This is a genomic window from Streptomyces sp. NPDC002851 (genome assembly GCF_053591935.1).
This window is the reverse complement of sequence record NZ_JBSFUT010000048.1, coordinates 1-24425: the sequence shown is the minus strand read 5'-3', so window position 1 is coordinate 24425 and position 24425 is coordinate 1. Positions and strand designations below refer to the sequence as shown.

Genomic DNA, 24425 nt, shown 5'->3' with positions numbered 1-24425 from the left:
GGGCTGGATTTTCGGCCCCCGGGGAGGGTGGGAAACGCCTCCGCCCCCGCCTCCCCCTCCCGCCCGGAGGGGAGGACCTATCAGCCCGTCCGGCGTTTGAGGACGAGCGCGTTCAGCGCGACGAAAGCGGGGGTCCGGGGGCGGCAGCCCCCGAAGCCGCTGCAAGCTTTCGGGAAGGGGCGGGGCTGGGGAAACAACCGCCGACGGCCCGCGCCCGCAGCTGCACCCGCCCCCGCACCCGCCCCCGCACCAGCACCCGCCCCCGCACCCCCGCCCGCAGGAGGACCCCATGACTCGCGTCGCCGTCGTCGGCCTCGACTGCCGGTTCCCTGCCGCCGACGGGGCCGCCGCCTACTGGGAGTTGCTCATGCGCGGGGGCGACGCCATCGGGCCGCTGCCCCGGCAGCGTTGGCTCAAAGGCGGCTTCGACGGGAGCGTTCAGGGCGGGTTCCTCGGCGACGCCGACGTCTTCGACCACGGTTTTTTCTCCGTCTCGCCGCGCGAGGCCGCCGCCATGGACCCCCAGCAGCGGCTGCTTCTCACCTGCGCCTGGCGCGCCCTGGAGGACTCCGGACGTTCCCCGGCTGCCTTGTCGCGTACCGCCGACCGTGACACCGGCGTGTTCATCGGCGTCATGGGCAGCGAGTGGGCCCAGTTGCATATGGGGGCCATGGGGGCCATGGGGGGAGGGCTCGGTGAACCTGCCCGTATCACCGCACAGTTGGGCTCCGGCAGCAGCACCGGCATGGTCGCCAACCGGATCTCGTACCACCTCGATCTCAAGGGCCCCAGCCTGGCCGTCGACACGGCCTGCTCCTCCTCGCTCGTCGCCGTCCACCTCGCCGTCAACTCCCTCCTCTCCGGCGAGTGTTCGACCGCACTCGCGGGCGGCGTCAACCTCGTGCTCAGCCCCGCCCTCGGCCAGGTCTACCGGCACATGGGCCTGGCCGCGCCGGACGGCCGGTGCAAGCCGTTCAGCACGGACGCGGACGGAATCGGGCGCAGCGACGGCGTAGGCGCCATCGTCCTGCGGCGACTCGACGACGCGCTCGCCGACGGGCAGCGGATCTACGCCGTGATCGACGGCACCGCCGTCAACCAGGACGGCCGCAGCAACGGCGTGACCGCGCCCAGCCGTTGGTCCCAGCGCGACGTCGTGGCCGCCGCCTGTCGCCGCGCCGGAATCACCCCGGCGGACGTACGGTTCGTCGAGGCGCACGGCACCGGCACCGTACTCGGCGACATCATCGAGTGCGCCGCCCTCGGCGAACTGCACGCCGTACCCCGCGAACGCCCCTGCGTGATCGGCTCGGTGAAGGGCAACCTCGGCCACACCGAGGGCGCCGCCGGTATCGCCGGGCTCATCAAGGCCGTACTCGCCCTGCACCACCGCATCGTGCCCGCAAGCCGCCACGCCACCCGCGAGAACCCCCGCCTCCGGCTCGCCGAACGCGGCCTCAGGCTCCTCAAGGCGCCCGAACGGCTGCCCGCCGGGCCGACCGTCGCCGGGGTCAGCAGCTTCGGCATGGGCGGCACCAACGCGCACGCCGTGCTGTCCTCCGCTCCCCGCCTCCGGCGCGCCGCGGTTCGCCGCGGTGGTGGCCGCCCGTCCGGCGGGGTGTTCACGGTCTCCGCCGACACCCCGCAGGCGCTGCGCCGTAACCTCGCCGCGCAGGCCGAGGCGATCGCGCGCCGCCCACGTGGCGATGCGGCGGCTCTCTGTTGGACCAGCAACCGCGTCAAGGCCGGACTGCCGTACCGGGCGGCGTTCGTTGCCGAGGACACGGTGTCGCTTGCGGCGGCGTTGCGGGCCGGGGCGGCCGAACCGGAACTCCTCCCCAGCCCCGCCCCTTCCCGTAAGCCTGACGGCGCTTCGGGGGCGCTGCCCCCGGACCCCCGCTCCTCAAACGCCGGAGGGGCTGGGTTTGACGCCGGAGGGGCTGGAATTCTGCTCCTCGTGGGTGGCGCCGCGGATGCCCTGCCGGTAGGTGCGGGTGCGCGGCTGTACGCCGAATCCGGCCTGTACCGAGCCGAGTTGGACCGCGTCGACGCCGCGCTGCGGCCCCACCTGGACGGCACGTCCGTACGGGACGCGCTGCTCGCGCGGAGTGCGGAGGTACGCCGGGGCGCACTGGCCCGGCCCGCGCTGTTCGCCGTCGGGCACGCCCTGTTCGCGACCCTGTGCGAGCTGGGCGCCGTGCCCGACGTCGTCCTCGGCGACGGTGTCGGGGAGCTCACCGCCGCGGTGGCCGAGGGCGCGCTGGCCCTCGGTGCGGCGGCCCGGCTCGCGGCCACCCCCACCCCACAGGAGCGCCCGTACGCCGAACAGGACCGGTGCACCGAAAAGCTCACCGCCCTGCTCAACGAGCACGCCCCGACCGCCCTCGTCCACCTCGGCCCCGCCCCGCTCCCGGCCGCCGCCCGCGCCGCCCTGCCCGACGGCCTCCCACTCCTCCACGCCGTACCGGACCCGGACGCGGGCCTAAGCGAACTCGCCACCGTACTCGCGGAGTTGTACCGGGCCGGACACGAACTCTCCTGGGACGGCCTCTACGCCCCCGAAGCCTGCCGCTTCGAGCGGCTCGCACCGTACGCCTTCGACACCGAACGCCGCTTCTGGCGCAGCCCGGTGGCTCACCACGTTCGTACGGAGGATCAGGCGGATCAGGCGGATCAGTACGAGCCCTCGGCCCTGAGGCCATCCAGCCCTGTCGAGCCGGACGCCACACGCCGAGCCGCCGGGGACTGCTCCGTCCTCACCGCCGTGCAGGAAGCCGTCACAGAAGTCGGCGGATACGAGCCCGGGCGCGTCCACCGCGACACCCGCTTCTACGAAGACCTCGCCTTCGACTCCGTGATGCTGATGCAGCTCAAGGACCGTATCGAGACCCGCCTGCCGCAGGCCGCCGACGTCACCGTGCAACAGCTCCTTCCCGAACTGCGCACCGTCGGCACGCTCGCCGCGTTCCTCGGGGAGTGGCTGGGCCATGTCCCCCCGCGCGCGGGAGTCACGTCATGACCGCCGCCCTCGCCACCCCCTTCTACCTCGCGGGCACCGGCGCCGTACTGCCCGGCGAGCCGGTCGGCAACGACGCGCTCAGCGAGGTGTTCGGCATCAGCGGCGAGTGGGTGGACCTGTTCGTCGGCACCCGCAGCCGCCACTTCGCCTGGGACCCGAAGACCGGCGAGAGCACCCACACCCTCGCCGACCTGTGCGCCGAGGCCGCCGGGCAGGCCCTCGCCACGGCCGGGCTCGACGCGCAGGACCTCGACTTCGTGGTCCTTTCCACCGCCACCCCCGACCTGCTCCTGCCCAGCACCGCGAACGACGTCGCCGACCGGCTCGGCCTCGACCATCTGCCGACGTACCAGCTCCAGGCCGGCTGCGCGGGCGCCGTACAGGCCCTCGACCTCAGCCGCTCGCTGCTCGCCGCCGGACACCGCACCGGACTGGTGCTCGCCGGGGACACCACCACCCGGTTCATGGACCTGCGGCGCGGTGCCAGCACCCTGCCGACCGACGAACTGGTCAATTACGTGCTGTTCGGGGACGGGGCCGGGGCCGCGGTCGTGACCGCCGAGCCGTGCGGGGACGCCGTCGCCGTACGCGGCCTCGTGCACCGCTTCGTCGGGCTCGGCCGCCCGCCCGGCCAGATCCTCGACTGGGACGGACCCGCCCGGCGCGGGACCGACCGGCAGATGATGCGCGAGGACTACAAGGCCATCGAGGACCACGTCCCGGCCATGGCCGCGGAGATCCTCTGGGAGCTGCTCGACGGTGTCCAATGGGCCCGCAAGGACGTGGACTTCCTGCTGCCGCCACAGCTCTCCGGCCGCATGACGGACCGCATCACCGCAAGCCTCGGCGTCCCCGGCCTGCACGAGGTGTCCTGCGTCGCCGACACCGGCAACACCGGCAATGCGCTCCCCCTCCTCCAGCTCGACCGGCTCATGCCCCAACTGGGCGAGGGACGACGGGCGTTGGCGCTCTGCATCGAGTCCAGCAAGTGGATCAAGGCGGGGCTGGCTCTGGAACGCGTTACGGCGGAGAGGACGGGTGGGGCCGTATGACGACGTACGGAGTGGAGCCCGCGTCGCCAGCAGCGGCCGCCGCGAAGGGCGTACGACGCCTGCGGGAACTGCGCGCCGAGGGGCGGCTCCCCGCCGCGTATCCCGAGGTCGCGAGCCTGCTCTCCGAGGTCGTCGACGCCGGGAACGCCGGGAACGGCGGGAACGCCGGGCGCGTCGGGCGCGTCGGGGACGTCGAGGGCAGCGGGAACGCCGGGGGGAGCGGGAACGCCCCGACCGGTGATCTGCTCGCCTGCGGACGGATCCTCTCCGGGCTCGACCCGGACGACGTGCTGGCCCACCACCCCGACACGCCGACCGTCACCGTCGCCGTCACCGGACACGGCACCCTCGCCCAGCTCACCGACCCGCTCACCGCCGAGCTCGCCCGCCACGGCCTGCTCGCCCGGCTCGTCCACGGGGACCACGGGGCCTATCTGCGCGACCTCACCGAGCCCGGTCCCGGCCACAGCCAACTCCTCGCTGCCCACGCCGATCTGACGCTGTGCCTGCTCGACGCGGGTGCCGTCTTCGACGAGCTGCCCGTGCCCTGGGGCGTCGACGACGTGGCGGACGCCTGTGCCCGGCTCGGTGAGCGGCTCGACGCCGTGACCCGGGCCCATGCGGCGTACGGCCACGGCACCCTCGTACTCAATACGCTGCCCCTCCTGCGTACCCACAGCCAGCAGCTCATCGACGAGCGCGAGCGGGCCCAACTGTCCGTGGTGTGGCGGGAGTTCAATGCCGGGGTACTGCGGCGGGCGGCCGCGCCCGTGCCCGTGCCGGACACCGACATCACTGATAGCGCTGACATCGCCGTCATCGACCTCGACCCCCTCGTCGCCGATACCCCCGGACCGGCCGTCGACGTCCGCCTTGCCCGCTACACCGGGTCGCCGTTCTCCACCGCCCTGTTCGCCGCGTACGCCCGCGAGGTCGCCCATGTACTACGGGCCCGGCGTCGCGGTCACACGCGAAAATGCCTGGTCCTCGATCTCGACAACACGCTGTGGTCCGGGGTGCTCGGCGACGACGGCCCTGACGGGGTCACCGCCTCCGGGCTGCGCGGCGGGCCCCACGGCGCGCTCCAGCGGGCCGTCAAGCAGCTGGCCGCGCAGGGCGTCCTGCTCGCCGTCAGTAGCAAGAACGACCCCGGACCGGTCCGGGCGGTCCTCCGCGAGCACCCCGAAATGACCCTCCGCGAGCGCGACTTCGTGCACATCGCCGCCTCCTGGGAACCCAAGGACGCCGCCCTGAGGGAGATCGCCGGGCGGCTCGGCATCGGGGTCGACTCGCTCGTGTTCGTCGACGACTCACCGGCCGAGCGCGCCCTGATACGGCACCGTCTGCCCGAGGTCGCCGTCGTGCCGCTCGGCTCCGAACCCGCCCACTACGTCGAACAGTTGCTGCAAGACGGCTGGTTCACTGTCCCCCGCCTCACCGACGACGACCGCCTCCGGACCGACCGCTACCGGGACGCCGCCGCGCGCGACGCACTGCGCCGCCGCAGCGGCAGCTCCGCCGGCGGCTACGACGCATACCTGCACGATCTCGGCGCGTGGGTGCAGCTCGCGCCCGCCGCGCCCCACGACCTCGCCCGCATCGCCCAACTCTCCCTGCGGACCAATCAGTTCAACCTCACCGGGGAACGGTTCGCGGAGGCGGAGCTCGCCTCGTTCGCGCGGCGGCCCGGGTGCCGGGTGCTCGCCGTGCGGGCCGGGGACCGGTTCGGGGACAGCGGCCTCGTGGGGGCGCTGCTCGTGCGGGACGGGGCCGAGGGTCGGCACCTCGATGCCGTACTGCTCAGCTGTCGCGTCCTGGCTCGCGGCGTGGAGCAGGGCTGCCTCGCCGCGCTGCTCGCCGACGCGGCCCGGCGCGGACTGCCCGCGGTGCACGCCCGCTACCGGCGTACGGACAAGAACGCCCGCGCCGCCGGGTTCTACCCCTCGCTCGGGTTCCGTCCCGTGCCCGGGTCCGAGGTCGGGTCCTTCACCCACGACCTCACCGAACTGCCGCCCGTACCCACGCACTTGACGTTGGACGCAGACCTCGCAGAGGCCCGCCCCGGGGAGGACGACGATGGATCTTCTGTCGACAAGGACTGAATCGGCAGGGAATGAGCCGGCAAGGACTGAGTCGGCAGGGACTGAACTCGCAGGACTCATTGCTCTGTTCCGTGACGAGCTGGGCGTAGAACTGACCGAGCGGGACCTGGACACCGACCTGGACGCCCTGCCCGGCTGGGACTCCGTCCATCTGCTGCGGCTCGTCCTGCTCCTGGAGGAGGGCACCGGTCGGCGCCTGCCGCTGCCCGACGTCCTGGAGGCCCGCACCGTACGCCGTCTGCACACCCTCGTCAGCGTCAGCGTCAGCGTCAGCGTCGGCGGCGTCGGCGTCGGCGGCGGCGGCGTCGGCTCTGGAAACGGTCGGCTGTGAACTCGCGTCCGGGCGAACCCCTCGCCGTCTCCCCCCACGGCCGGGGACGCTGGTCATGCCTCGTCCGCGAGGAACTGCGTACCCACGGCAGCGTCCTCGTCCACGGCCGCCTCGCCGACTGGCGGCCCGAGACCGCAGGCGACGCCGACAGCGCCGCCGGCGCCGAGCTGCGCACTCTGCTCGGCCGCGACTGGGCGCGCTATCTCGACCTCGCGCACACCGAGGTCCGCGACCGGTACGCCGCGTCCCGACGGCTGCTCAAACACGCCGCCGCGGCCGCGCTCCGCGCCGACGCCGCCGACCTGGAGCTCACCTACGGGCCCACCGGACGCCCCTCCCTGCGCGGCTGCGACCAGATCGACATCAGCCTCAGCCATACCGACGACCTGCTGCTCGTCGGCCTCACCACCCGCGGCCTGATCGGCGTGGACGCCGAGCGCGCCGATCGGCAGCTGTACGGCAAGGGCCTGGACCGGCACATCTGCACCCCGCAGGAGCGCCGCGACCTCGACGCGCTGCCCCCGGATGGGCGCAACCCGAGCCTGGTGCGGCTGTGGACCCTCAAGGAGGCGTACAGCAAGGCCATCGGGCAGGGCCTGCAGTTTCGCTTCACCGAGTTCGGCTTCGGCCCCGACGGCAGGCCCGTACGCGTCAACCGACCCGACGGAACGCCCGGTTCGGGCGCCGAGTGGTCCTTCAGTACGTACGCACTCGACGTCGGCGGCGTGGCCTTCTGCGTCTCGGCGGCGGTGCACGACGCGGGCCTGGGCCGCACCCTGGACACCGAGATCACGACGATGCTGGACGCGGAGGCGGTCTCGGCGATCCATGCGGCTCTCGGTGAGCCGAGGGAGCCAACGTCGTCCGAGGCCATGCTCAGTGGTCCTCCACGACCGTCGTGACCGCCTCCAGGACCGCACGCCCCGACTGGGCGATTGTCAGCGTGACCGGGACCCGGCGGCGGCCGTGCCCGTCCGTGCCCGCCTGGCCGGCGACCGCGGCGCAGCGCAGCGGCAGATCCGGTTCCGCGTAGCCGCGGAAGTGGACCTGTAGCGAGCCGAGGGTGCTGCGCGCGGGCGCGAGCCCCCGGGCGCGCCCGGCCGCGAGGAGCGAGGTCTGCCGGAGCGTCTCCAGTTGCACGAGCGCGGAGAGGTGATTGCTGCCCCCGCCCAGCGGCCAGTGCTCAGGCACCGAAACCGCCACGGAGAGGCGGCCGTTGGCGACCGGCGACGGGTCGTGCAGGAGCACCGTGGCGGGCGTGGTGCGGCCGACCTCGGCCGGGGGCACCGGCGCGCCGCCGTGCTCCGGACGCTGCCCCGCCCGGGAACCGGCGGATCCGGCGAACACAGCGGACCCGGCGGACCCGTCAGACCCGGCGAACACGGCGGACCCGCCAGACCCAGCAGAGCCAGCAGACCCGGCGGAGACAGCCGACGCGCGGCCGTGCTCGCGGTGCCCGCGCAGCACCATGGGCGGCAGGAACACCACATTCGCCGAGCCGGTGCCGCAGGGCACGCCGTCCAGGGTGAGTTCGGTACGGAACTCCAGGGCCCGCGGCACCGCGTCGATGACCTTGTCCGGGCGTACCCGCAGGGTGGAGGTGAGCTGTCCGGGGCCCGCCCCGGTGCGCCAGGCGCCGATGTCGCCGGTGTCGACGGCGAACCGGTAGAACACGCCGGTGCGGTGCCCCGGCACCCCGAAATGGCTGCGGCCGATGAGCTCGCTGACCTCGCGGAGCATCCCGGCCGCCGACTGCAGATCGTGAAAGAGCCCGGGCCCGTCGCAGAGCAGCGGGTGTGCGCGCGGCAGCCCGCCGCTGAGCACGAACTCCTCCTCGACGTCCGGCAGTACGGCGAGCGCGCTGTGCTCCCACGCGCGCGGGCGGTGGATGAGGCGGCGCCCGCCGTCGCTCGCGGCGCGCCCTTCGGCGAGAGCGGTTCCGCTCATGCGCCCACCACCTCCCCTGTACGTCCGCGTGCGTCTGTGCGTCTGTGTATCTGTGCGTCGTTCAAGCCGTACGGACAGCGTCGCGCCGAGGTCGTACGGGGCGCCAGGGACCCGGGGTGGCAGCAAGTTGCGCGACAGTTATTTCCGGCCCACTACGCGTACTTCCCGCCACCCGCACCACACCGCACCACCCCGGTCCCGGCCCCGGCCCCTGCCCCGGCGACTACTCGTCGTCGAGCATCCCGGAGCGGGCCACGTTCACCCCCGCCTGGAAGCGGCTGGACGCGGCCAACTCCTCCATGATCTGGGAGATATGGCGTCGGCAGGTCCGTACCGACATGCCCAGGCGCCGGGCCACCAGCTCGTCCTTGTGGCCCTGGGCCATCAGGCGCACGATGGCCCGCTTCACGTCGTCCGTGATGTCCGAGGCGTCCTCCGCGTCCGGCTCGAACACCGTGGCCCTGGCCCAGAGATGGTCGTACAGCTTGCACAGGAAGCCGACGAGGGTGGGCTCGCGCACGACCACCGCGCCGGGTGGCCGGTCGGGGTCGTCGTGCTGCTCGGGCAGGAAGACGATCTCCCGGTCGTAGATCAGCATGCGGTCGATGAGCTGGTCCGTGGTGCGGACCTCCGCGCCCTCGGCGGTCACGGCCCGGACGTACGCCGTGGTGGGCGGGTCCCGGCGCACGGTGTGCTGGTAGAGGTGCTGGACGCGGACGCCGCGCTCCAGCCGTTCCAGGGTGCGCGGCAGCGCGCGCTCGAGCCGGGTCTGGGCGCGGGGGCCGCCCGGCTGCACGGTCAGCATGTCCTTGCGGCAGCGCTGGCCCCAGTCGTTGATGAGGGCCTGCACCATGCCGATGTCGGTGATGACGTCGAACGCCTCGTCGTGATTGCGTCTCCGCCGGGATTCGAAGTAGTCGGGCAGCAGGCCCAGCATGCGGGTGCGGACATCGCTGACGGACTGCTGCAGGGCGCGTATGTGGTGCTCGGCGGGCCCCACCAGGTCGGCCGCGGCGGCGTCCGGACTGACCGGCACGAGCACCGTGGGCTGGCCCGGCATGGGCCGAAGTAAGCGCAGCTTGAGCAGGGTTTCCTCGACTCGCTGCGCCTCCTTCTCGTCCAGGTCGACGGCGGCGGCCGTCTCGTCCCGTACAAATCGGCCGCGCAGCACCGCGTGCTGGTAGGCCGAGGCGCAGACATCGTCCATCCCGTCGAACTTGTTGAACTCTGGATCAGAAAGGGAAGTTCCAGACATCCAGCAGTTACCCCCGGCCGACGAATGAAGAACAAGTTGCCAGGCAACTTTACGTCATTGGTCAACTCTTGGGCGTAGCTTCAGAGATGAGCAGACTGGCACCACGACGCAACACCGAAACCTACTTGGGGGTCAGTAATGGGTAGTGTGCGTTTTCGCGGTTTTCTGGCTGCGGCTGCCGTCTCCGCCGGTCTAATGGCGGTGGTCGGTGCGGGGGTGTCCGGTGTATCGGACGCCGACGCGGGAATCAATGATCACGTGGTGGCGGTGGCCCCGATCGGCGGTGGCGGCATCGGCGACGGACCCAACGACGACGAGTGGGGCTGAGCAGCTCCCGGACCGCTCCAGTCCTCTCCCGACGGGCAGGTGGGCCGCCACACAGGCGGCCGACCTGCCCGTCGGCGTGTGTGCGGGTTGCGCATGCTGCGCGCGGACGGGGCGCGCGAGCGCACCTTTAGGGCCGCGCAAGTACGGTGAGTGACGCTCGGCTCGGGCGACTCCCGGATCCCCCGTCGGTCGAGCCCGCCCCCAGCCCCGCCCCCCGGAACCCCAAGGCCGGGAGGCGGGGCTTTTGTTGTGCGGCCTTCAGAACCGCCCGTACAGAAACCGAAGCGCAGCACCCGGAATCGTCACGGGATTACCGGCAGGGCCCGCGCACCGCGGCACCGTCAAAACCCTGAATAGCGAACGGCGGATCGTCCGGGAATGGCGAACGCTGGATCCGGTCGATTTATTCGGGACGGGTTCACGGATTCACGGGTTCACGGATTCATGGGTTCACGGGTTCACGAGTTCAACGGATGTGGGAATTCAGTCCCATGGTGTGTGCGACTTGAGCCCGAGAATTCGCGTCGAGCTTCTTGAAGATACGGCTCATATACGTCTCCACGGTTTTCGCGCTGATGTCGAGCCGCGCGGCAATGCTGCGATTGGTGCAGCCGGATGCCACGAGTTCCGCGATTTCCTTTTCCCGGTGGCTGAGTTGGGCGACCCGCTGGTCCTGCCGTGCCGACAGGGACAGCTCGCCGACCAGGGCGCCGAGGCCGCGGGCCGCCTCGACCAGTGGCGGCCCGCCGAACCGACGCGCGGCGTCGAGCGCGAGCGCGGCACGGTCGGCAGCGCCGGTGAGTTCCCCGGCGGCGAGCAGCACCCGGGCGAGGCCGAGCGCGTGCGCGGCGATCTGCGGGCCCTGCCCACAGTCGAGCGCCACACGCAGGCCGCGGCCGAAGTGGTGCCCGGCCCGCTCGCCGTCCCCGAGAGCCAGGCGCGCGGCGCCCAGGTGCCCCAACGCCTCCAGGTGCGCGGCGAGTTCGCCGTCCGGCAGCGCGTCGAGCAGCTCGGCCGCCGCATCGGCCCGCTCCCGCGCCTCCGCCCGGCGCCCGACGGCGGCACAGGCCGCGGCGAGCAGCGCGAGGGCGGTGCCCGACCGCGGGGCGTCCTCGGGGTCGGCCGCGTGTACGGCGGCACGGGCGGTGGTCAGGGCGGACTGGGCCGGGGTGGTGGGTGGGGTGGGTGTGGTGGGCGGGGGAGGTGTGTTCGGGGCGGTCGGGGCGGTCGGGGCGGTCGGGGCGGTCGGGGTGGTCGGGGCGTTCGGCGCGGTGGGCTTGGTCGGTCCGGCCGGGACGGTTCGTGGGGGGTGTGCGGCGCGTGCGGCTCGTACGCCCGGTGCCTCGGGTACGGAACGTACGGTCGGCGCCCCCGGGCCCGATGGCGCTGGCGCGCCCACCACGGCTGACGCGGCCGGGGAGGCACCTGCACCGGCCATCGGCACCGTAGGCACCGTCGCCCCTGCCCCTGCCCCTGCCCCCGCCCTCGACTCCAGCTCGAGCGCGGCCTGTTCGGCGAGGAGTTCGGCACAGCCCGCCCCCGGCGCGCGCGTCAGCGGAGCGAGCAGCGCCCGCGCCTCCTCGCGGCGGCCCACGTACCGCAGCGCGCGGGCGTACCAGAGCACCGCGTCCGCGCGCGCCGCGGCCGGCGGCACCTCGTGCAGGCGCGGCCACACCGCCCGGTACCCGCGTACCGCGTCGCTCGGACGCCCCGCCACCACCTGCGCCTTGTGCAGTAGCAAATGGGCCTCGACGGGCCACCACCCCCGCGTGCCGACGGGACCGTCCGAGCCGTCCGCGCCGCCCGAGCCATCCGGCCCGCCGGACCCACCAGACCCGCCGGACCCATCAGGCCCGCCAGACGCGCCAGACCCAGCAGGTCCGCCAGGTCCACCCGTCCTGCCCGTGATGCGCCGCAGTGCCCGTACCGCCCGCCATGGCCGTACGAAGAGACCGTCCCGGGCGGTCACGGCGAGGGTGCGTACATCCTCCGCGGTGAGGTCGGCGGCGTCCTCCAGGAGCGCGGCCAGCGGCACCGAGGCCGCCGCCACGCCCTCGGCGCCCACAGCCATCCGGCCCCGCAGCGCCGCGACGGCCCGCGGCCGCGCCGCCGTCAGCCACCCGGCACCGCAGCCCTGAAGCACCAGGACCCGTACGGCAGGACGCACGAACCGCAGTCCGCCGCGTCCGGCCCGCACCAGACCTTCGTCGTGCAGTTCGTCCAGGCCACGCCGTACGTCCTCGACCGGCAACCGGGCGACGGCGGCGGCCACTTCGGGACAGAACGGGTCCCCCGCCACGGCCGCCGCACACGCCGTCCGCCAGCCCAGGGACGACAACGTGTGCAGCTCGACCGGCACACCGGGCAGCGTCGCGGGCGGCGTGCCGGTGCGCAGCTCCGCGACGCCGTGCAGGCCCGGGGCGTCGTAGGACGACCCCACCGACGAGCAGGTCCGGCCGCACGAGCAGGACGAGCTGCACGAGCAGGGCGAGCCGTGCGCGGCGTACGGCCGGGACTCGTGGCGGTGGCGGTGCGCCCCCGGGGTGGGGCAGGCCGCGCCGCCGTCGTGGTCGTCCGGATCCCCCGTCCGCCCGTCCGCCCCGCGCTCGTACCCCGCCACCGCCCGCAGCAGCCCCGGTACGCCCGCCGCGTCGCGCAGCGCCAACTCCCGTGCCAGCGGCCCGAGGGAGGTCGGCAGGAGCGGCCGGGCCTCGGCGTCGGTGAGCGGGCGCAGCGCGATGTGCCGTACGGCGTCGGTGTCGTCGGCGACCGCCCACAGATGGCGCCCGGTGCTCGGCGTGCGGTGCGCGAACACGGTGAGCACGGGCCCGTCGGGCGGATGCCGGACAAGGTGCTCCAGAAAGTCCAGGACCCGCGGACTCGCCCGGTGCACATCGTCGAGGGCGAGCACGAGCCCGTTGCCACGGGCGGCGAGCAGTTCGAGGAGCGCGCGGACGGTACGGATCACGGCGTGCCCGTCGTCCCCGTCGTCCCCGTCGTCGCCCACCGGCCGTGCGTCCGGGTCGGTCTCAAGTCCGGCCAGGGCGGCGGTCGTTGCCAGGGACGGGAAGTACGGCGCGAGACACCGTGTTCCGACCGGTCCAAGGCGCTCGAACAGCGACCCGTCGGCCCGCACGAGATGCTCGTCCAGGGCGTCCACGAGGACGTCGAACGGGCTCGACCGGCCGGTGCGCGGCGCCCGCCCCATGGCCAAGATCCAGCCGTCCCGCCCCGCCCGCTCGGCGAGTTGACGCAGCAGCGCGGTCTTGCCGGACCAGGGCTCACCGGTGATGCGTACGAAGCGCGCGGAGGTACGGGCGAGCTCCCACTGGCGCTGCAACACAGCGAAATCGCGGCGTCGCGGACCGGCCCGATGAGCCTCAGCCACGGAAACCTCCTCGAGTCCCGAACGATCTCCCGGTACGGGCGCTCCGATGGAAACCGGCCAACTTGAGGGAACCGGTGGACCGATGGGAACTCTGGAACATGCCCTCTTCCTGTCTCCCGCAGTACGTACTGGTTTTCACGGCCCGGGTCATTACCGATCCCGGAATGTGTCCGGGAAATACCTGACGCCGGGTCGCGTCGGCGCACCGAGGACGCATCCGAATTGATTTTCGGTAGAGGCGGCCTCGAGGCGCGTGAGTCGGCTCGCGCGCGCTAGCGAAGGAAATCGCCCGACTGGTGCCAAAGGAGCCCGAGTTACATGATCGGAGCGATTCCTGGTCGAGACCACACAAGGCCCTGAGGCCCGGGAGGCGACCGTGACGACAGCCGGGACGACAGCCGGGACGACGCCCGCGACACCCACCGTGACGACGGGACTGCGGGCGGGCTCGACCGGCCCGCGGCACCCCGCCGCGCACCCCTCCGCGCACCCCGCCGCGAACCCGGCCGGACCAAGCCCTGTGACCGCGGGCGCCCGCATCGGCTACGGCCTGGGCGCGTTGGTCACCGGCGCCTGCACCACTCTGCCCGGACTTCTGCTGCTTCCGTACCTGACGGACACGCTCGGGGTGGCGGCGGCGCTGGCGGGTCTGGTCGTGCTGCTGCCGAAGGCCTGGGCGGTCGTCCTCGCGCCACTGGCGGGCCGCGTCAGCGACCGTGGGCACGGTGGCGGACGGGGTGGCCGTCGCCCGTACATCCTGGTCGGCGGGCTCGCCACCGCCGCCGCCTTCGCGTTGATGTTCGCGGGCCTCGCCGGGCCGGGCACGGCGGGCGTCGTCCTGACCGCCGTCGGCTTCCTGCTCACCGCCACGGGCTGCGCCGTCTTCCAGTCCGCCTACGCCGCCCTGCCCGCGGAACTCGTCGACCACCCCGAGTCCCGCATGCGCCTGGTCGGCGGCCGCGTCGCGGGCATCGCCGTCGCGGCGGTCTGCGCGGGCACGCTGGCCCCGGCGGTCGTCGAGGCCGGCGGCGGGGGCCTCGCGGGGCATCGGTGGGCGGGTCTTTTCGGGGCCGGGGTGATCACGCTGGGGACGTTGGGGGTGGTCCTCGGTACGGGGCGGGGGGCCAAGAATCAGCCCGTCCGGCGTTTGAGGACGAGGCCGTTCAGGCCGTTCAGGCCGATGGGGCCGCTGAGGGCGCAGCCCCCAGATCCGTCCACCGAGCCGACAGCACGGACCGTGATACGTAAGCACCCCTTGATACGTAAGCACTCCTTCGGGCCGCTCCTGCGCTGCACCCTCGCGCAGGTGACCGCCACCGGCTGTCTCCTCGCCGGCACCCCGTACTACGCCCGCCACGTCCTGGGCAGCGAGACCCTGATCGGCGCCATGGTCGCGGTCTTCGTGCTGCCCAACCTGTGCACCACGCCCCTGTGGACCCGATACGGCACCCGCCACGGCACGCGTACCGGACAAGTCACGGCGTCGTCCCTCTTCGCCGCGGCCTGCCTGCTGCTCTTCGTCACCCCGGCACTGCCTGCCGCGCCACCGGCGGCATGGACACTCGGCGTCATGCTGATCGCCGGGGTGGGGCACGCCGGTCAACTCCTCTTCCTGTACGCGATGCTGGCCGAGTGCACCGCCCAGGACGCCGCACGAGCGGGCACCATGTCGGGAACCTTCAGCGGAGCCGAAACCGCGGGCCTCGCCGTAGGCCCCTTCGTGTTCGCACTCGCGCTCCAGCTCTCCGGATACGTCCCCTCGGACACCGGCCACGCCGCCGAGCAGACGGAGGCGGCGCACTGGGGCGTCCTGACGGGCATGTCCGTGCTGCCCGCACTGGCCGTGTGCGTCGGGCTGTGGTGCCTACGGCGGTACGGCAGGGATGGGCGGTACGGAAGGGATGGGCAGTACGGGCAGTACGGGCAATACGGGTAATGCGGGCGGTGCGAGAGGACGGCCGAGGTCACAACAACCGGGCAGGCGGCCCGGGTTCGGCCCTGACCGGCACAGTGCCGCCGCCATCGGCCCGCGCAAGCCGCACCGTCCCGGCAGGCCCCGCACACAACTCGCCGACCACCGCCGCATCCTGCCCCAACGGATGCGCCCGCAACGCCGCAAGCACCGCATCCCGATGCTCAGCGGCCACACACAGGCACACACATCCGGTGCCGGCCGCGTCCAACGGATCGATCCCCAGAGCGTCCAGAGCCACCCGCACCTCGTACCGCACCGGAAGCGCCGCCTCGTCCACCCGCACGGCAAGCCCCGCCGCACCGCCGTGCGCACGCAACGCCGCAGCGAGCCCGCCCCGCGTCACCGTCCGCACCGCGCGCACCGCCTCCCGCGGAACGGCCTCCCGCACCTGCTCAAGGAGCCCGTTCAGCGGCGCACACCCACCGGACACGACACCCTCGTACCCCAGAGACCGCCGCGCGGAAAGAACATGCGCACCATGCCCACCAAGCGCCCCACTGACGAGGAGCGCGTCACCTGCGCGAGCATCCGCCGCTCCCGCCGACCGCTCGCCCGGCCGCCGCAGCACACCAAGCCCAGTGGTGTGCAGATAGATCTGGTCCGCTTCACCAGCCCGCACCACACGAGCATCCACACCACAGACCACCACACCGGCAGCGGCCGCCGCCTCCCGCACAGAGGCGGCCACCTGCAACACCCGCTGCACGGGAAGCCCCGCCTCGACCACCGCCGACAAGGTCAGCCCGAGCGGCTCGGCCCCGGCGGCGGCAAGTTCATTGACGGTGCCGCACACCGCGACATGCCCGATGTCACCGCACCCATGAAACGGCGGATCGACAACGTACGTACCAGGAAGCACCACCGGCACCCCCGACCCGAACGACGGGCACGCGCCGAGCAACTCACCCAGCACATCCTCGAACAAGACGTGGAGCGAATCCTGACCAAGGCCGACGTGTCCCGCCCCACGGGCGGCGCTGTCCGGTGCTGACGTCAAGGAGCTCACCGTTTCCGTCATTGCTCTACCGCCACCACGTCCGCCTCGACGACGACCCGTCCGGCCTGAGCCATGGTCAGGCTGCTCCGTACGACCCGGATTTCGCCGGTGGCTCCGCGTTCGCCGGACTCCCGCTGGGGAACCGCGGTGCACTCCACCGGCAGATCAAGCTCCGCGAACCCCCGGATATGCAGCGCCAGACTGGTCAGCACCGTCCGCCGCACATCAAGCCCCACCACCCGCCCCACCGCCAGCATGGCGCTCTGCCGCACCGCCTCCACAAGCAGCAACCCCGGTACGGAGTCCGTAGCCTCGGCAAAGAAGACAGGGTGCGCCGGGTCGACCACCAGCACAGAGACAAGCCCGTCCACACCACGCACCGGCACCGGCTCCGACACGACCACGTTCGCCGCATCGCCCCGCCCCACCTCACCAGGGGCGACCGGCCGAGGCGCAGGCCCGGCCGGATACGGCGCCTCGCGGGCGGCGAGCGTAGCGAGACGGGCCGAGGCACGGTGCTGACGAGCCACCCCCGGGGCGAGACAGACGAGTTCAGCCGCCCCGGTACACCCCAGAGCCCCGTCCAGCTCCAAGGCACCACTCAGCCGAAACCCCCGCGGCACCCCATGCACCGACTTCGTAGGCGCCACCCGCAGATCAACCGCCATAGCAGCCCCGGTCCCTGCCTCTGCCCCCGCCTCTGCCCCCACCCCCGCCGCATCCCAGACCGACGTATCGGCCAGACGCAACGCAAGCCGCGAGAACAGACACGGCCGCTCGGCAGGCACGCCAAGGCCCCGGTACCCGAGGAACGGCCCGGCCTGCCGCACGATCTCCAGGAAGACGAGACTGTCGTGCCGCCCCGGAGCGTCCCCGAACAGCGGATGCCCCACCGGCATCTCCCCGGCCAGCGTGAACCGCTCCTCCGCCCCGGGAGCCGTACGGCGGTGGTGCGTCAACCGACCGGTGACAGAAGAGAGTTCAAGCCCGAAGCCGGGCCCGGCGACGGTGGACGTGGACTGTGCCATGAGACTCCCTGCGTGTCGTACGGGCCTGCGCCGTACCCTGCCGCACGGTTTCAGCGTCGCTGCGCCATCGGCCCCGGCCAAGACAGCCCCGCTGACAAGTCCCTGCCTGGCAGCGAGTACACATCGGCGCCATCCCCGGTCCTTTAGGCGAACTTAGGCCACCGCTGCCAGCCTCCCGGCCATGTCCATCGGCAGGGGGAGCCATATGGTGCTCGCGGACGACATTGCGGACGACATCGCGTACGACACGGTGCGGGCCGGGGGCACCGTCACCCGCACCCGTACCGATACCCGTACCGATACCCGTACCGGCACCGTCCGCGCTGGAGGACTGCGCACTCTCACCCCTCTTGTCGGCCGCGATGCCGAACTCGCCGAGCTGGCCGCCTGGATCGAGGGTGGCCAGAGCCGGATGCTCGCGCTCACCGGGCCCGTGGGCGTGGGGAAGAGTCGTCTTGCCGCGGCCGTGTTCGACTCCGTACTTCAGAGCGGCGGTCGCGGCCGGTATCTGGAGCTCGACGATCTGTCTCCTCGGGACACCCGTGCCGCGTTGGGTGAACTGCGGGCGTTTGCTGGGGAGTTCGGCGACGGCCCGCCGCCGGGGGTGACCGCGCTCGCCGTTCTCGACTGTGGTATCCGGCACACGCACGACCTTGCCCCGGCCGTCGCCGAACTCTTGGACACCACCCGTGACGTGCGGGTTCTTACGGTCGCGCCGCGGGCGCTCGGGGTGTACGGGGAGCGGCGGATGCGGCTTGCGCCGTTGCGTGTTCCCGGGCCGGGGGACTGTGCCGATCCGGTGCGGCTCGCTCGTGTGCCCGCTGTTGCGATGCTGCTGTCCAGTCTGCGTGCGGGGCGGCCCGGGTTCCGGCTCACCCGTGAGAACTGTGCCGTTGTCGCTGATCTCGCTCTGCGGCTCGATGGTCTGCCGCTTGCCGCCGAACTCGCCGCCGCTCGGCTCAAGGTGACCTCTCCGGCCGCCCTCGTCGATGCTCTCGAGCGGTCTCCGGGGGCCCTGTACGGCACCCGTGCCGACACCACGTCGCGGCATCTGACCATGCCTGGTGCCCTCGCTCATGGCTGGTCGCCGTTGCCCCCGCATCGCCGTGATCTTCTTGTGCGGCTCGCGGTGTTCGCCGGTGGCTTCGATGCGGGGGATGTGGCGGGTACGTATGGGCTGCCGCTCCCCGATGTGCATCGCGCGCTCGAGGAGTACGTCGATCACAGTCTGCTGCTGTGCGAGGAGCAGCCGGACGGCGGGATGCGGTTCCGGATGCCGAGTCTCGCGCGGAGCCACGCCCGGAGTGTGCTGCGCCGTGACGGGGCGTGGGACGCGGCGCGGGCCGCCCATGCCGCGTATGTCTGTCAACAGGTCCATGCTGTGCTGGCGTTGTTGGACGGTCCCGAACGGCCCGGGGCCCTTGAGCGGCTCGATCGCGTACACGAGGATCTGCTCGCGGCTCTCGACACCCTGGCGGGGGATGAGTCTTCCAGGGCTTCCGAGTCCTCGGCTTCCGAGTCCTCGGCTTCCAAGTCCTTGGCTTCCAAGTCCTCTGGGGGTGTTGATGCTGCCGCCCGGCTTGCCGCGGCCGCGCTGCCGTACTGGTTGCACCGGGGTGAGGCCGCGGCCGCCGTCACCCGTCTCACGGCGCTCGACGCGCTCGGGCGGGCGGCCGGACCGCTGAAGCCGGAGGTGCGTGCGGCCGTGCTGACCGCGCTTGCCCGGGCGCAGCTGGGTTGTGGTGCCTTGGCCGAAGGCCGCGCCCGTGCACGGGAGGCCGTCGAGCTGTGTGCCGCGCATGGTGATCGGCAGGGGCTGGCTCAGGCCCGTCTCGTCCTTGCTCGGGCCGTTCGTGAGCAGGGCGAACCGGCTACCGCGCGCGATCTGCTCGCGCCGCTCGTCGAGGAGTTCGCGGCGCTCGACGATCTGCCGGGGCGGGTCCGCGCCACCTCGCTTCTTGCCGAGGTGCTCGGTTCCCTCGGTGCGCCGGACCTGGCGCTGCGCCTGGCCGACGACGCGGTCCACGCCGCCGAACGGCTCGGTGACCCGCACCGCATCGCGTGCACGACTCTCGTACGGGCCCGCCTCATGGCCACGGCGACGACCGAACCGGCTGACGCACACCCGGACACCGCGGCCGACGGCGGGCCTGACGCCGATGCTGAGGCCGTCCTCGCCCCCGCGCGCGCTGCCCTGGTCACCCTGCACGAACTCGGGGATCTGCCCGGTACCGGCGCCGCGCTTCTCGTCCTTGCCTGGTTGCACGCGCGCGGTCGCGGGAGTCGGTCCTGGGAACGGGCCGCCCTGTTGCTTGCCGCGGGTGTCGCCATAGAGGAACGGGTGGGTGGACTGCCGTCCCAACTGCCGCCTGGCGAAGCCGAGTTGCTGGCGGACGAAGCCCGCGTACGGCTTGGTGCTGCCGCGTACGACGCGTGTTGCCGTACCGCCCGCAGGCTCACGCCTGCCGAGGCGGTCGGGCGGGCTCTTGCTCCGCCGCACCAGGATCCGGTGCCGGGTGCGGCCCCCGGCGCCGGTCCCGGCTGTACCGGGCTGCTCACCCGTCGCGAACAGGAAGTGGCCGCGCTCGTCGCCGAGGGACTCACCAACCGCGAGGTGGCCCGCAGGCTCGGTATCGCCGAATGGACCGCCGTGAACACCCTCCGCAAGGTCATGCGCAAGCTCGACTGCAGCTCACGGGTGCACGTGGCCCAGAAGATGCTGCGCGCGGCGGGCGACGGAGTTGAGGGCGTCGAGGGCGTTGCGGGCGTCGAGGGCGTTGCGGGTGTTGCGGGTGTTGCGGGTGTGGAGAGGAGCGGGCGCGGATGAGGATCGCCGTTACGGGCTCGATCGTCGGCGGTCGTCCGCCCGCCGGCGCCCCCGCCGCCGCTGCCGTGCAGATCTGCTTCGGACTGGGTGCGCTCGGGCTGCGCCCGCTGCTCGTCGGTACGGCGGGGACGGACTTCGAGAACCAGCGGATTCGGTTGAAGCAGTACGGCGTTGACACCGACTCGGTACGGATCGGGCCCGATGGCGGGGATGGGGATGGGGACGGGGACGGGGGCAGGGCGGCAGTGCTGCGAGAGCCCGATCTCGCTGACGTGTGTCATCGGGTCGGTGGTGATCCGAGCCTCGTCGTGGTCGGGCCCGGTGCTCCCGGGGCGATGGTGCGGCATGCCCGGCGCAGCGTGGAGCTCGGTATTCCGTTCGCCGCGAGTCCGGGCCGGGGGCTCGGGCGGCTCACCCGGGTCGAGGCCCGTGCCCTGCTTGCCCGTCCGCGTTGGCTGTTCACCAGCGAGCCGGACAGCGTACGTCTGCAGGAGCGCGCCGCTCTGACCGAACAGCAGGTTCTCGGGCGGGTCGGGGCGGCCTGGGTCATCACGCGGGGAGCCGAGGGCGCGGTGGTCGTACGCCCTGGTCGCTATCCGCTGCGTGTACCCGCGGTCCCGCTCGATCATCCGGCGGAGAGGGCTCCGTATCCGGCGCCGAAGACTGCGTATCCGGCGGAGAAGACCGCGTATCCGGCGGGGCACGCCTTCCGCGCCGGGTTTCTGACGGCTGCCGCCTGGGGCCTGGACGTGCTGCGGGCCGCCCAGTTGGGCTGCGCCCTGGCGGCGGTGGCTCTGGAGAACCCCGGGCCGCAGGGGTACACCCCCGCGCTCCCGAGCCTGCCGGAGCGGATCCGCGACGCGTACGGCCCGGACGCGGCGGCCGACCTGGCCCTGCTCGTACCAGCGCTCGTACCAGCACAAGCAGCGCTTTAGGTGCGGCGGAAAGCATGCATAAAGGGGACGACTGAGGAGGGGCCATGATCACGCCCACTGCCGGACAGGCGGCGCTCGCCGAAGAGGTACGCGGCTGGCTCACCGCCCGGCTCGCGCTCTACCTCGACCGGCCGGAGGCGACCATCGACCACTGGACCCCGCTCGCGGAGTTCGGCATGGACTCGGTCTCGGCGCTCAGCCTCGTCGGGGACCTGGAGGACGAGCACGGGCTCATCCTCGAGCCGACCCTCGTCTGGGACCACCCGACGGTTTCCGACCTGGTCACTTACCTGACCCCGCTGTTCGCCCGGGACCCCGCTGTTCGCCGGGCCGAGAGTCGTGGGTGACCCGGAGCGGAGCCACCCACGGCCCTGAACGGCCCCTCAGCCGACGATCGCTCAGCCGACGACTGCTCAGCCGACGACCGCCGGGTGGTCTTCGGGCAGCGGCCCGGTAGCGGCCGCGCCACCAGGTGAACCGAGGGTCGCGAAGACCTCCTCGGCGGCGACGGCGTACGGGGCCCAGTCCTGGGGGAGGTCGTCCTCGTAGAAGATGGCCTCTACGGGGCAGACGGGTTCGCAGGCTCCGCAGTCAACGCATTCATCCGGGTGGATATAGAGGAGGCTTCGGCCTTCGTAGATGCAGTCGACGGGGCATTCCTCGACGCAGGACTTGTCCTTGACGTCGGTGCAGGGCTGGGCGATGACGTAGGTCACTGGGGCTCCTCGGAGGGCTTCTTGACGGTCCAGGTGTCGTGGCCGGCGAGCAGCGTCGCGAGGTCGCCCTTGCCGTTCTGTTCGGTGGCGGCGTCGAGTTGATCGGCCATGAGCGTGTCGTAGACGGGCCGGGTGACGGAGCGCAGGACGCCGATGGGGGTGTGGTGCAGGGTGTCGGGGTCGGCGAGGCGGGAGAGGGCGAAGGCGGTGGTGGGGGAGGTGGCGTGCGCGTCGTGGACCAGGACGTCCACCTCGTTCTCCGGTGTCACCGTGACCACCCTCAACTCGCCGCTGTTCCGGTCGCGTACGACTCCCTGCGCGCCGTCGATGCCGAAGCGGATCGGCTGCCCGTGCTCGAGGCGGATCACCGCCTCCTCGGCCTGCCGCTTGTCCTTGAGGGCCTCGAAGGCGCCGTCGTTGAAGATGTTGCAGTTCTGGTAGATCTCCACGAGGGCCGTGCCGGGGTGGTCGGCGGCCTGGCGCAGCACCTCGGTGAGGTGCTTGCGGTCCGAGTCGACCGTCCGCGCCACGAACGAGGCCTCCGCGCCGATCGCGAGCGACACCGGGTTGAAGGGGGAGTCGAGGGACCCCATCGGCGTGGATTTGGTGATCTTGCCGATTTCGGACGTCGGGGAGTACTGGCCCTTGGTGAGGCCGTAGATCCGGTTGTTGAACAGCAGGATCTTCAGGTTCACATTGCGGCGCAGCGCGTGGATCAGGTGGTTGCCGCCGATCGACAGTGCGTCGCCGTCACCTGTCACCACCCAGACGCTCAAGTCGCGGCGGGTGGTGGCGAGTCCGGTGGCGATGGCGGGGGCGCGGCCGTGGATGGAGTGCATGCCGTACGTGTTCATGTAGTACGGGAACCGCGACGAGCAGCCGATGCCCGAGACGAAGACGATGTTCTCCTTGGCCAGGCCGAGTTCGGGCATGAAGCCCTGCACGGCCGCCAGGACGGCGTAGTCGCCGCAGCCGGGGCACCAGCGGACTTCCTGGTCGGACTTGAAGTCCTTCATCGACTGCTTCGCCTCGGCCTTGGGCACGAGTGAGAGCGCTTCGACCGTCCTGCGTTCCGTCGTCTTGCGTTCCGTGATCTCAGCCATCGAGGGCCTCCTTGGCCTCCTTGAGAGCCGTGGCGAGCTGTTCGGCCTTGAACGGCATCCCGCTGACCTGCGTGAAGGAACGGGCGTTGACCAGGTACTTGGCGCGGATGAGGGTGGCGAGCTGGCCGAGGTTCATCTCCGGGATAAGCACGCGCTCGTAGCGGCGCAGGACCTCGCCCAGGTTCTTGGGGAACGGGTTGAGGTGCCGCAGGTGGGCTTGGGCCACCCGTTCGCCCGTTGCGCGGGTACGGCGTACGGCGGCGGTGATGGGCCCGTACGTCGAACCCCAGCCCAGGACCAGGAGCCCCGCGTCCCCGCTCGGGTCGTCGACCTGGATGTCCGGCACGTCGATGCCGTCGACCTTGGCCTGCCGCGTACGCACCATGAAGTCGTGGTTGGCCGGGTCGTACGAGATGTTGCCCGTGCCGTCCTGCTTCTCGATCCCGCCGATCCGGTGCTCAAGGCCCGGGGTGCCGGGCACGGCCCACGGGCGGGCGAGGGTCTGCGGGTCGCGCTTGTACGGCCAGAAGACCTCGGCGCCGTCCTCGGTCCGGTGGTTCGGCGAGTGGGCGAACTGGACGCGCAGGTCCGGGAGTTCGTCCACGTCCGGGATCCGCCACGGCTCGGAACCATTGGCCAGATAGCCGTCGGACAGCAGGAACACCGGCGTCCGATACGTCAGCGCGATCCGCGCGGCCTCCAGGGCGGCGTCGAAGCAATCCGCCGGAGTGGACGGCGCGACGACCGGAACCGGCGCCTCACCATTGCGCCCGTACATGGCCTGCAGCAGATCGGCCTGCTCGGTCTTCGTCGGCAACCCCGTCGACGGGCCGCCCCGCTGAATGTCGACGATCAGCAGCGGCAGCTCGAGCGAGACGGCGAGCCCGACCGTCTCGGACTTCAGCGCGACTCCCGGACCGGAGGTCGTCGTCACCCCCAACGCCCCGCCGAACGCCGCCCCGAGCGCCGCGCCGACCCCGGCGATCTCGTCCTCCGCCTGGAAGGTCCGTACGCCGAAGTTCTTGTGCTTGCTCAGCTCGTGCAGCACATCCGACGCGGGCGTGATCGGGTACGAGCCCAGGAACAGCGGCAGATCCGCCTGCCGCGACGCCGCCACCAGGCCGTACGACAGAGCCAGGTTCCCCGAGATGTTCCGATACGTACCGGACCGAAAGGCGGAGACGGCGGGCCGTACCTCGTACGAGACGGCGAAGTCCTCCGTCGTCTCACCGAAGTTCCAACCCGCCCTGAAAGCCGCGATGTTGGCGGTCGCGATGTCCGGCTTCTTCGCGAACTTCGCACGCAGGAACCGCTCCGTGCCCTCGGTGGGCCGGTGGTACATCCACGACAGCAGGCCGAGCGCGAACATGTTCTTCGAGCGGCCCGCGTCCTTGCGCGAGAGCTCGAAGTCCTTGAGGGCCTC

17 protein-coding genes are annotated in these 24425 nt (G+C 72.2%); 9 read left to right on the top strand and 8 right to left on the bottom strand.

The annotated features are described in order from the left end of the window. Positions 1 to 289 precede the first annotated feature (289 nt). The 5 genes from ACWD10_RS34140 to ACWD10_RS34120 are packed head-to-tail and all read left to right on the top strand — an operon-like array spanning position 290 to position 7406. Positions 290 to 3019, top strand: coding sequence for a beta-ketoacyl synthase N-terminal-like domain-containing protein (locus ACWD10_RS34140; protein ID WP_451097562.1), 2730 nt, complete (start codon positions 290 to 292; stop codon positions 3017 to 3019). After that, entirely contained in the window at positions 3016 to 4071 is a 1056-nt protein-coding gene (locus ACWD10_RS34135; RefSeq protein ID WP_451097561.1) for a 3-oxoacyl-ACP synthase III family protein, read from the top strand. The genes ACWD10_RS34140 and ACWD10_RS34135 overlap by 4 nt, the downstream gene beginning before the upstream one ends. Then, positions 4068 to 6173, top strand: a complete 2106-nt coding sequence (locus ACWD10_RS34130; RefSeq protein WP_451097560.1) for an HAD-IIIC family phosphatase — start codon at positions 4068 to 4070, stop codon at positions 6171 to 6173. Before ACWD10_RS34135 ends, ACWD10_RS34130 begins: the two co-directional genes overlap by 4 nt. Next, the gene (locus ACWD10_RS34125) at positions 6148 to 6504 is read left to right on the top strand and encodes an acyl carrier protein (RefSeq protein ID WP_451097559.1); all 357 of its coding nucleotides are present in this window, start codon (positions 6148 to 6150) and stop codon (positions 6502 to 6504) included. Before ACWD10_RS34130 ends, ACWD10_RS34125 begins: the two co-directional genes overlap by 26 nt. Further along, complete coding sequence (locus ACWD10_RS34120; RefSeq protein ID WP_451097558.1) at positions 6501 to 7406, top strand: 4'-phosphopantetheinyl transferase family protein; 906 nt, start codon at positions 6501 to 6503, stop codon at positions 7404 to 7406. The genes ACWD10_RS34125 and ACWD10_RS34120 overlap by 4 nt, the downstream gene beginning before the upstream one ends. Here ACWD10_RS34120 and ACWD10_RS34115 read toward each other — a convergent pair. From ACWD10_RS34115 to ACWD10_RS34105, 3 genes are all read right to left on the bottom strand, one after another. Then, positions 7381 to 8451: an AfsA-related hotdog domain-containing protein gene (locus ACWD10_RS34115; protein WP_451097557.1), complete on the bottom strand. Its 1071-nt coding sequence runs from the start codon at positions 8449 to 8451 to the stop codon at positions 7381 to 7383. The two genes, ACWD10_RS34120 and ACWD10_RS34115, sit on opposite strands and share 26 nt — an antisense overlap. A 223-nt stretch (positions 8452 to 8674) precedes the next feature. Beyond that, on the bottom strand, positions 8675 to 9706 hold the full coding sequence (locus ACWD10_RS34110) for a LuxR C-terminal-related transcriptional regulator (protein ID WP_451097556.1): 1032 nt from the start codon (positions 9704 to 9706) through the stop codon (positions 8675 to 8677). 793 nt (positions 9707 to 10499) lie between these two features. Then, positions 10500 to 13421, bottom strand: coding sequence for a helix-turn-helix transcriptional regulator (locus ACWD10_RS34105; protein ID WP_451097555.1), 2922 nt, complete (start codon positions 13419 to 13421; stop codon positions 10500 to 10502). Between the two features lie 376 nt (positions 13422 to 13797). Between ACWD10_RS34105 and ACWD10_RS34100 the strand changes: the two genes are divergently transcribed. Continuing rightward, positions 13798 to 15357, top strand: a complete 1560-nt coding sequence (locus ACWD10_RS34100) for an MFS transporter (RefSeq protein WP_451097554.1) — start codon at positions 13798 to 13800, stop codon at positions 15355 to 15357. Positions 15358 to 15385: 28 nt separating this feature from the next. Here the strand turns inward: ACWD10_RS34100 and ACWD10_RS34095 are convergent, their stop codons facing one another. Then, on the bottom strand, positions 15386 to 16321 hold the full coding sequence (locus ACWD10_RS34095) for an AIR synthase-related protein (RefSeq protein WP_451097553.1): 936 nt from the start codon (positions 16319 to 16321) through the stop codon (positions 15386 to 15388). Between the two features lie 89 nt (positions 16322 to 16410). Next, entirely contained in the window at positions 16411 to 17421 is a 1011-nt protein-coding gene (locus tag ACWD10_RS34090; RefSeq protein WP_451097552.1) for an AfsA-related hotdog domain-containing protein, read from the bottom strand. A 181-nt stretch (positions 17422 to 17602) separates the two neighbouring features. On the opposite strand from ACWD10_RS34090, the gene ACWD10_RS34085 reads away from it, so the two are divergent. The 3 genes from ACWD10_RS34085 to ACWD10_RS34075 are packed head-to-tail and all read left to right on the top strand — an operon-like array spanning position 17603 to position 21530. Then, on the top strand, positions 17603 to 20248 hold the full coding sequence (locus ACWD10_RS34085) for a LuxR C-terminal-related transcriptional regulator (RefSeq protein ID WP_451097551.1): 2646 nt from the start codon (positions 17603 to 17605) through the stop codon (positions 20246 to 20248). Then, positions 20245 to 21183 carry a carbohydrate kinase family protein gene (locus ACWD10_RS34080; RefSeq protein WP_451097550.1) on the top strand — a complete coding sequence of 313 codons (939 nt, stop codon included), beginning with the start codon at positions 20245 to 20247 and terminating at the stop codon, positions 21181 to 21183. Before ACWD10_RS34085 ends, ACWD10_RS34080 begins: the two co-directional genes overlap by 4 nt. Positions 21184 to 21227: 44 nt before the next feature. Further along, positions 21228 to 21530 carry an acyl carrier protein gene (locus tag ACWD10_RS34075; RefSeq protein WP_451097549.1) on the top strand — a complete coding sequence of 101 codons (303 nt, stop codon included), beginning with the start codon at positions 21228 to 21230 and terminating at the stop codon, positions 21528 to 21530. A gap of 66 nt (positions 21531 to 21596) precedes the next feature. On the opposite strand, the gene fdxA is transcribed toward ACWD10_RS34075, so the two are convergent. From fdxA to ACWD10_RS34060, 3 genes are all read right to left on the bottom strand, one after another. After that, positions 21597 to 21899 (bottom strand): ferredoxin, encoded by a 303-nt coding sequence (gene fdxA / locus ACWD10_RS34070; RefSeq protein WP_451097548.1) that lies wholly within the window; start codon positions 21897 to 21899, stop codon positions 21597 to 21599. Next, the gene (locus ACWD10_RS34065) at positions 21896 to 23002 is read right to left on the bottom strand and encodes a 2-oxoacid:ferredoxin oxidoreductase subunit beta (RefSeq protein WP_451097547.1); all 1107 of its coding nucleotides are present in this window, start codon (positions 23000 to 23002) and stop codon (positions 21896 to 21898) included. The genes fdxA and ACWD10_RS34065 overlap by 4 nt, the downstream gene beginning before the upstream one ends. Then, a partial coding sequence (locus ACWD10_RS34060; RefSeq protein WP_451097546.1) for a 2-oxoacid:acceptor oxidoreductase subunit alpha occupies positions 22995 to 24425 on the bottom strand: 1431 nt, incomplete at its 5' end. The genes ACWD10_RS34060 and ACWD10_RS34065, both read right to left, overlap by 8 nt.

Bases quoted from the DNA above. Each gene is read 5' to 3' on its own strand.
- ACWD10_RS34140 (WP_451097562.1), top strand. From the start codon at position 290: ATGACTCGCGTCGCCGTCGTCGGCCTCGACTGCCGGTTCCCTGCCGCC.
- ACWD10_RS34135 (WP_451097561.1), top strand. From the start codon at position 3,016: ATGACCGCCGCCCTCGCCACCCCCTTCTACCTCGCGGGCACCGGCGCC.
- ACWD10_RS34130 (WP_451097560.1), top strand. From the start codon at position 4,068: ATGACGACGTACGGAGTGGAGCCCGCGTCGCCAGCAGCGGCCGCCGCG.
- ACWD10_RS34125 (WP_451097559.1), top strand. From the start codon at position 6,148: ATGGATCTTCTGTCGACAAGGACTGAATCGGCAGGGAATGAGCCGGCA.
- ACWD10_RS34115 (WP_451097557.1), bottom strand. From the start codon at position 8,451: ATGAGCGGAACCGCTCTCGCCGAAGGGCGCGCCGCGAGCGACGGCGGG.
- ACWD10_RS34110 (WP_451097556.1), bottom strand. From the start codon at position 9,706: ATGTCTGGAACTTCCCTTTCTGATCCAGAGTTCAACAAGTTCGACGGG.
- ACWD10_RS34090 (WP_451097552.1), bottom strand. From the start codon at position 17,421: ATGGCACAGTCCACGTCCACCGTCGCCGGGCCCGGCTTCGGGCTTGAA.
- ACWD10_RS34085 (WP_451097551.1), top strand. From the start codon at position 17,603: ATGTCCATCGGCAGGGGGAGCCATATGGTGCTCGCGGACGACATTGCG.
- ACWD10_RS34080 (WP_451097550.1), top strand. From the start codon at position 20,245: ATGAGGATCGCCGTTACGGGCTCGATCGTCGGCGGTCGTCCGCCCGCC.
- ACWD10_RS34075 (WP_451097549.1), top strand. From the start codon at position 21,228: ATGATCACGCCCACTGCCGGACAGGCGGCGCTCGCCGAAGAGGTACGC.
- ACWD10_RS34065 (WP_451097547.1), bottom strand. From the start codon at position 23,002: ATGGCTGAGATCACGGAACGCAAGACGACGGAACGCAGGACGGTCGAA.